This window comes from Mesobacillus sp. QJM3NY_10, from assembly GCF_056173465.1.
This window is the reverse complement of sequence record NZ_CM149675.1, coordinates 1,125,914-1,132,500: the sequence shown is the minus strand read 5'-3', so window position 1 is coordinate 1,132,500 and position 6,587 is coordinate 1,125,914. Positions and strand designations below refer to the sequence as shown.

Annotated in this window: 5 protein-coding genes and 2 rRNA genes (1 of these 7 cut by a window edge); 1 reads left to right on the top strand and 6 read right to left on the bottom strand. The window is 44.2% G+C overall.

The genetic code is table 11. The features are described from left to right. From AC0VX7_RS05660 to AC0VX7_RS05650, 3 genes are all read right to left on the bottom strand, one after another. A 23S ribosomal RNA gene (locus tag AC0VX7_RS05660) occupies positions 1-665 on the bottom strand (it extends 2,270 nt beyond the left edge of the window). A gap of 338 nt (positions 666-1,003) precedes the next feature. After that, positions 1,004-2,554, bottom strand: a 16S ribosomal RNA gene (locus AC0VX7_RS05655). The 16S and 23S rRNA genes sit together here, the layout of an rRNA operon. Before the next feature lie 318 nt (positions 2,555-2,872). Continuing rightward, on the bottom strand, positions 2,873-3,748 hold the full coding sequence (locus AC0VX7_RS05650; RefSeq protein WP_475427051.1) for a nucleotidyltransferase-like protein: 876 nt from the start codon (positions 3,746-3,748) through the stop codon (positions 2,873-2,875). Positions 3,749-3,906: 158 nt separating this feature from the next. On the opposite strand from AC0VX7_RS05650, the gene AC0VX7_RS05645 reads away from it, so the two are divergent. After that, positions 3,907-4,257, top strand: coding sequence for a YgzB family protein (locus tag AC0VX7_RS05645; protein WP_215037137.1), 351 nt, complete (start codon positions 3,907-3,909; stop codon positions 4,255-4,257). Positions 4,258-4,332: 75 nt separating this feature from the next. Here the strand turns inward: AC0VX7_RS05645 and perR are convergent, their stop codons facing one another. The 3 genes from perR to AC0VX7_RS05630 form a co-directional block, all read right to left on the bottom strand. Then, positions 4,333-4,776 (bottom strand): peroxide-responsive transcriptional repressor PerR, encoded by a 444-nt coding sequence (gene perR / locus AC0VX7_RS05640; protein ID WP_041967611.1) that lies wholly within the window; start codon positions 4,774-4,776, stop codon positions 4,333-4,335. A gap of 121 nt (positions 4,777-4,897) precedes the next feature. Further along, positions 4,898-5,449, bottom strand: a complete 552-nt coding sequence (locus AC0VX7_RS05635; RefSeq protein WP_475427050.1) for a cob(I)yrinic acid a,c-diamide adenosyltransferase — start codon at positions 5,447-5,449, stop codon at positions 4,898-4,900. A gap of 3 nt (positions 5,450-5,452) precedes the next feature. Then, complete coding sequence (locus tag AC0VX7_RS05630) at positions 5,453-6,397, bottom strand: D-2-hydroxyacid dehydrogenase (protein ID WP_475427049.1); 945 nt, start codon at positions 6,395-6,397, stop codon at positions 5,453-5,455. Between the last annotated feature and the right edge of the window lie 190 nt (positions 6,398-6,587).

Here is a 6,587-nt window from a genome sequence, read left to right as displayed (position 1 = left end):
CGTCTTCTCAACTTAACCTTGCATGTAATCGTAACTCGCCGGTTCATTCTACAAAAGGCACGCCATCACCCATTAACGGGCTCTGACTACTTGTAGGCACACGGTTTCAGGATCTATTTCACTCCCCTTCCGGGGTGCTTTTCACCTTTCCCTCACGGTACTGGTTCACTATCGGTCACTAGGGAGTATTTAGCCTTGGGAGATGGTCCTCCCAGCTTCCGACGGGATTTCTCGTGTCCCGCCGTACTCAGGATCCACTCAGGAGGGAACGAAGTTTCAACTACAGGGTTTTTACCTTCTCTGACGGGCCTTTCCAGACCACTTCATCTACCCCGTTCCTTTGTAACTCCATGTTGAGTGTCCTACAACCCCAAGAGGCAAGCCTCTTGGTTTGGGCTATGTCCCGTTTCGCTCGCCGCTACTCAGGGAATCGCGTTTGCTTTCTCTTCCTCCGGGTACTTAGATGTTTCAGTTCCCCGGGTCTGCCTTCAATACCCTATGTATTCAGGTAAAGATACTGTTCCATTACGAACAGTGGGTTTCCCCATTCGGAAATCTCCGGATCAAAGCTTACTTACAGCTCCCCGAAGCATATCGGTGTTAGTCCCGTCCTTCATCGGCTCCTAGTGCCAAGGCATCCACCGTGCGCCCTTTCTAACTTAACCTAAAAGGTCATTTCTCTATTAAATAGAGAGAAAACTAAAATGGCGATCACTCGGTTTTTTCTTGGTTCTTCTTACTTACGATTATCTAGTTTTCAAGGAACAAGGCTACTGACTTCAATCACATCGTGATTTAACATCAGAGCAATTCTTCTTGCTGCCTTGCGACGAGCTGAAGAATGCTTCTTCGAGCTGCTATGGCGCAGGAGCAAAAAAATAAAGCTTTGAGGCAATTGCTCCCTCAAAACTAAACAAACAAGCGTACAACTATGCGGATTGTTAAATCCGCAGTACGAATCGAAAGATTCGCATTCCGATTGCCATTACGGCAATATCCTTAGAAAGGAGGTGATCCAGCCGCACCTTCCGATACGGCTACCTTGTTACGACTTCACCCCAATCATCTGTCCCACCTTAGGCGGCTGGCTCCATAAAGGTTACCCCACCGACTTCGGGTGTTACAAACTCTCGTGGTGTGACGGGCGGTGTGTACAAGGCCCGGGAACGTATTCACCGCGGCATGCTGATCCGCGATTACTAGCGATTCCGGCTTCATGCAGGCGAGTTGCAGCCTGCAATCCGAACTGAGAATGGATTTATGGGATTGGCTCGACCTCGCGGCTTCGCGACCCTTTGTTCCATCCATTGTAGCACGTGTGTAGCCCAGGTCATAAGGGGCATGATGATTTGACGTCATCCCCACCTTCCTCCGGTTTGTCACCGGCAGTCACCTTAGAGTGCCCAACTGAATGCTGGCAACTAAGATCAAGGGTTGCGCTCGTTGCGGGACTTAACCCAACATCTCACGACACGAGCTGACGACAACCATGCACCACCTGTCACTCTGTCCCCCGAAGGGGAACGCCCTATCTCTAGGGTTGTCAGAGGATGTCAAGACCTGGTAAGGTTCTTCGCGTTGCTTCGAATTAAACCACATGCTCCACCGCTTGTGCGGGCCCCCGTCAATTCCTTTGAGTTTCAGCCTTGCGGCCGTACTCCCCAGGCGGAGTGCTTAATGCGTTTGCTGCAGCACTAAAGGGCGGAAACCCTCTAACACTTAGCACTCATCGTTTACGGCGTGGACTACCAGGGTATCTAATCCTGTTCGCTCCCCACGCTTTCGCGCCTCAGCGTCAGTTACAGACCAGAGAGCCGCCTTCGCCACTGGTGTTCCTCCACATCTCTACGCATTTCACCGCTACACGTGGAATTCCGCTCTCCTCTTCTGCACTCAAGTTCCCCAGTTTCCAATGACCCTCCCCGGTTGAGCCGGGGGCTTTCACATCAGACTTAAGGAACCGCCTGCGCGCGCTTTACGCCCAATAATTCCGGACAACGCTTGCCACCTACGTATTACCGCGGCTGCTGGCACGTAGTTAGCCGTGGCTTTCTGGTCAGGTACCGTCAAGGTACCGACAGTTACTCCGGTACTTGTTCTTCCCTGACAACAGAACTTTACGACCCGAAGGCCTTCATCGTTCACGCGGCGTTGCTCCGTCAGACTTTCGTCCATTGCGGAAGATTCCCTACTGCTGCCTCCCGTAGGAGTCTGGGCCGTGTCTCAGTCCCAGTGTGGCCGATCACCCTCTCAGGTCGGCTACGCATCGTTGCCTTGGTGAGCCGTTACCTCACCAACTAGCTAATGCGCCGCGGGCCCATCTGTAAGTGACAGCCGAAACCGTCTTTCAGCTTTCCCTCATGAGGGGGAAAGGATTATCCGGTATTAGCTCCGGTTTCCCGAAGTTATCCCAGTCTTACAGGCAGGTTGCCCACGTGTTACTCACCCGTCCGCCGCTGATCTTCAAAAGCAAGCTAATGAAGATCCGCTCGACTTGCATGTATTAGGCACGCCGCCAGCGTTCGTCCTGAGCCAGGATCAAACTCTCCAAGAAAGAGTTATGAGTTAGCTCATAAAGTTAAAACGTTGGCTCATGTTCTTATAGAAGAAACATGATCATTTATTGTTTGTTGACGCTTGTTTGTTTAGTTTTCAAAGAGCAAGTTAGTTAGCATGCCGCCCAGAAGCGACTTTATTAATATAACATCTGGTGTTTTTTCTGTCAATAACTTTTTAAAAAGAAATGTTATTGACTGAAAAGCACTTTTAAGTTTTCAACCGTCTGCCGCGAAAATGTTTTTGCTGTGTTCCGCAGCGACGGTTATTAATATACCAAGTAATTTTTAAATGGTCAATAGCTTTTTTTGTTTTTTTAGGATAATTTTTCAGCGAATTTATAATACCTGTGAAAAATACCTTGTCCTTTAGTTTCAACATTAACTACATCAAGGATTTTCTTCTCTATCAAATATTCCACAAGAATACCCAGGTCTACAGAGTATGGCGCTAACTCGGGATGTGTCATCAATTCATTGAATGACCAGTATTCTTTACTCTCCATCACCTCAAGCAAATGCTGGCTGCCAACCTTCGTTCTGTTATGGATCAAGAATTCACTGGCCAGGAACAATAGCTCTAACCGCTTTTCAATGGACTCTTCACTGCAAATCAATTCTTCATATAACTTATATATTTCCGGTTCGATCTGTTTGACTTGATGCCACACTGTAACCTCTGGATGGAAACCATTTTCGATTACCGCTAACCTTGCCAAGTGATGAAGCGAATGCACAACGTGATTATAAGCATCCAAATAATTAAAGTTATCAAAGAGTACTCTTCCATCTGAATACCTTCTGATCAATTTAGCGAACTCGATTCCCATTTTGATTTTTCGGCCAAAGAAAGGAAACTCCCTGAGTTCATGCTTTAGATTGGCAATCCGTTCATTCCTGTCAAAAACAATCTTCCCATTGTACAGCCAATCAAATATTTTTTTGTTATTGCCTATTAACAGCCAATCATTGATTTGTTTTTCTGTCACAATATGCATCGCTGCTTTTTTATCTTCATAAGAGTAATGCTTTACAAAGACTGGGTCATTATTTTCTTTTACTATAATAAGTAGGATCACATCAAAAGTATCGGTGGCAGCGACGGCTTTTTGCCTCTTCTCAACCACCACAACTCCTACTGTATTAGGATGACTTGCGCGTTCTTGATAAATTGAACGAAGGATATCCTCCATAATAAACTCCTCCATTTGTTTGTTAGCATATATGTTCGACAATTATATAAAATCTCCTGCATTTCTTCTAGACAATTTTCGACATCGACTTAGACTTTTTTATGATTATCTTGCCGCAAATGGTATGATATAGTTAAATTTTAGGGAGGGAAATTCCAATGGCTAAATATTCTAGTAAAATAAATAAAATCCGTACCTTTGCACTGAGCCTGATTTTCATTGGCTTCATCGTTATGTACGCGGGTATTTTCTTTCGGAACTCCCCATTGGTCATGACAATTTTCATGATTCTGGGATTGCTTTTCATCATTGCGAGCACGGGGGTTTATTTTTGGATTGGAATGTTATCGACAAAAACTGTTCAGGTCGTCTGTCCTAACTGTGGTAAACAAACCAAAATGCTCGGCCGGGTGGATATTTGCATGTATTGCAATGAACCGTTAACTCTTGACCAATCTCTGGAAGGCAAGGAGTTTGACGAACAATACAATCGTAAACAACAAAAATAGAACTCGGCTGAAGCCGAGTTCTTTTTAATTCCAAAAAAAGAAACTGATAGCTTTTGCCATCAGCAGTTAAACTATTTAATGAACTTCCTTCGCAGAGCAATCCGGACAAGTGCCGTAAATCTCCATTCTGTGGTTACCAACCTTAAAACCCGTTACATGGGAAGCCAAGTGTTCTACTTCGTCAAGGCCTGGGTAATGGAAATCAACGATCTTCCCGCATTTGTCACAAATAACGTGATAATGGTGGGAAGTCACAAAGTCAAAACGACTTGATGCATCTCCATATGTCAATTCCTTTACCAATCCAACTTCACGGAATACTCTCAAATTGTTATAAACTGTCGCGACGCTCATATTAGGGAATTTCCCTTCAAGCGCTTTATATATTTCATCAGCTGTTGGGTGCGACATTGAGTTTATTAAAAATTCGAGTATCGCATGACGTTGCGGAGTAATACGGACTCCTGTATCCTTCAAGGTATCCAGGGCTTCTTTTAACTGACTCTGTACCACCGCCATGCACCTCACTTTACTTAAAATTATAATTCTTATTTTATAATATTTATAAATAGTGTACTAATTTCATTCCACTTTTGTCAATATTGCCACATCACAAACATTTACAATTACAGTATTCGTATTAATTTTGATGCAAGGTCTGTTCTTTTGCCCCCAGATGCATGTTCACATATCTCGCTGCAACAAACAGGAAGTCAGAAAGTCGATTTAAATAGGAAAGGACAAGCGGGTTAACCTCTTCGCCCAGTTCAACTGCCTGGCGCTCTGCCCTTCTCGCAACAGTCCTTGCTACATGCAACGCCGCGCCGGCCTGATGGCCTCCTGGGAGAATAAAGTTGGTCAATTGCGGAAGTGCCGTATCCCAAGCGTCAATCTTCGCTTCCAACTCTTCAATGTCTTTTTCCTCAAGAGTCCACTTCACATTTTTCCCAGAAGGTGTAGCAAGTTCTGCACCGACATGAAACAATGCCGTCTGGATTTTATGGAACATTTCCTGCATTTCTTCTTTGCCGCTGAAATACTCTCCGTTCAAATAGCTTAAAGCGAGCCCAATCATTGAATTCGTTTCATCACATGTACCGTAAGCTTCTACACGTTTATCATTCTTGGCTACCCTTGTTCCATAAATAAGCGAAGTTGTTCCTTTATCACCTGTCTTTGTGTAAATCTTCATCTCCTAGTACCCCCTGTCCATGTCTATTACATTTAGATAATCCGAACCTTTTTTAATATATGTATGCAGATTATGTTTGAAAATTTCAAAAGATCTTGGCAGATAGTTCTTCGTAAGGCTTGAAATATGTGGCGTTACCGTTACATTCTCCATCATCCAGAATGGGTGGCTTTCTTTCAGTGGTTCCTCGTAAAATACGTCCAAATATGCATGTGCTATCTTTTTTTCCTGAAGTGCAGCTAGTAAAACCTCATCTTTCACTAAGTCCCCGCGGCCAATATTAATAAAAACCGCAGTATCCTTCATTATTTCAAAATCGCTAGCATCGAGAAAATGCTTTGTTTCGTTCGTGCTTGGCATTACGGAGACAATGAAATCCGCTTCCGGCATGGCCTCTCGATAGTTGCCCATCGTATATATTTCGTCAGCCCATTCAACTTCACGGCCACTTCGGTTCACACCAATTGTCTTCATATTGAAGGCTTTTGCCAGTCGCGCCACTTCTCCGCCAATTGCCCCTATACCTAGAATGAGCAATGTCTTGCCGTATAATTCCCCCATCGGCAATTTACGCTCCCATGCCTTGGCTTGCTCATTAGTCCACAGCGATCTCATTTGTTTAACATGCTGGAGCATCATGCCAATTGTAAATTCAGCCATCGGAATTTTATGGATACCCCTGACATTGGTCACAAGAATCCCCCGCTTCTTGCACGCCTCGAATGGCATTCTGTCCAGTCCTGCAGACATGACCATGATCCATTTTAATTGATCAGCCTTATAAATTAGTTCTTCAGTTAAATCCTCGCCGTATGTAAGGAAAATTTCTGCATCCAAAAATAATTCTTCATTGATTCCTTTATGGAATTCAAAGCTGACTTGGGGAAATTCCTTCTTCACATCTTCCTGCAAAGCCTCTGCAGGCAGAATTGAGGAGTATATTTTCATTCAGACCAAACCTTTCGTTCTATTGTCATATTAATAATTGTATTAATTTTCACTTTATTAAACAACTTACAAGCCTATAAAATCATAAAAAAAGGCGGGCTGTTGTAGCCCGCTAAATCGTTTGAGGAGGTATGCCCTAATACAATGATATTCAGTTAGAGCTAAAATGAATGGACAGAAGCCTGTATTG

Excerpts from the sequence above, each read along its gene's own strand:
- AC0VX7_RS05635 (WP_475427050.1), bottom strand. The coding sequence starts at position 5,449 with ATGAAGATTTACACAAAGACAGGTGATAAAGGAACAACTTCGCTTATT.
- AC0VX7_RS05630 (WP_475427049.1), bottom strand. The coding sequence starts at position 6,397 with ATGAAAATATACTCCTCAATTCTGCCTGCAGAGGCTTTGCAGGAAGAT.
- AC0VX7_RS05650 (WP_475427051.1), bottom strand. The coding sequence starts at position 3,748 with ATGGAGGATATCCTTCGTTCAATTTATCAAGAACGCGCAAGTCATCCT.
- AC0VX7_RS05645 (WP_215037137.1), top strand. The coding sequence starts at position 3,907 with ATGGCTAAATATTCTAGTAAAATAAATAAAATCCGTACCTTTGCACTG.
- perR (WP_041967611.1), bottom strand. The coding sequence starts at position 4,776 with ATGGCGGTGGTACAGAGTCAGTTAAAAGAAGCCCTGGATACCTTGAAG.